This window comes from Vibrio sp. 1402 (genome assembly GCF_033340275.1).
On record NZ_JAWOWE010000480.1, the window covers coordinates 1 to 587 of the forward strand.

The window sequence follows — 587 nt, forward strand, 5'->3', positions numbered from 1 at the left end:
CCACTTTGTGGTTCATGACTGGGGTGAAGTCGTAACAAGGTAGCGCTAGGGGAACCTGGCGCTGGATCACCTCCTTAAACGATGATTACTCACGATGAGTGTCCACACAGATTGATATGGTTTATGAAGTTTAAGAGATAGAACATCCCCCAAGATGTTCACTTAGTGTCCCGTTCGTCTAGAGGCCTAGGACACCGCCCTTTCACGGCGGTAACAGGGGTTCGACTCCCCTACGGGATACCATCTTTAAACATTCTCTCTTGAGAGTTTTTAAAAATGGTTACTTCATTAGAAGTGATTAGCTCTTTAACAATTTGGAAAGCTGACAAAACAACAATTTATTGTTGTTTGTAAAGTTCTCAATGTTTGTCTTTATGACAAACACCAAAAAACACATTCAAGTGTTCTTGGGAATATCACTTTTACAGTGATTATTCGAAATTGAGTCCGGCAAAATCGAATGTCTCTCGCTCATTCAAATAATGAGAGACAACTTTGGTGATTTGAACATCAACTCGAAACTCCTTCGGGTTGTATGGTTAAGTGACTAAGCGTACACGGTGGATGCCTTGGCAGTCAGAGGCGAT

General features: G+C 41.9%; 1 tRNA gene and 1 rRNA gene. Both read left to right on the top strand.

The annotated features are described in order from the left end of the window. A 16S ribosomal RNA gene (locus R7044_RS26785) occupies window positions 1-77 on the top strand; the annotation flags it as partial. A gap of 90 nt (window positions 78-167) precedes the next feature. Next, window positions 168-243 (top strand) — tRNA-Glu (locus R7044_RS26790). Window positions 244-587: the final 344 nt, after the last annotated feature.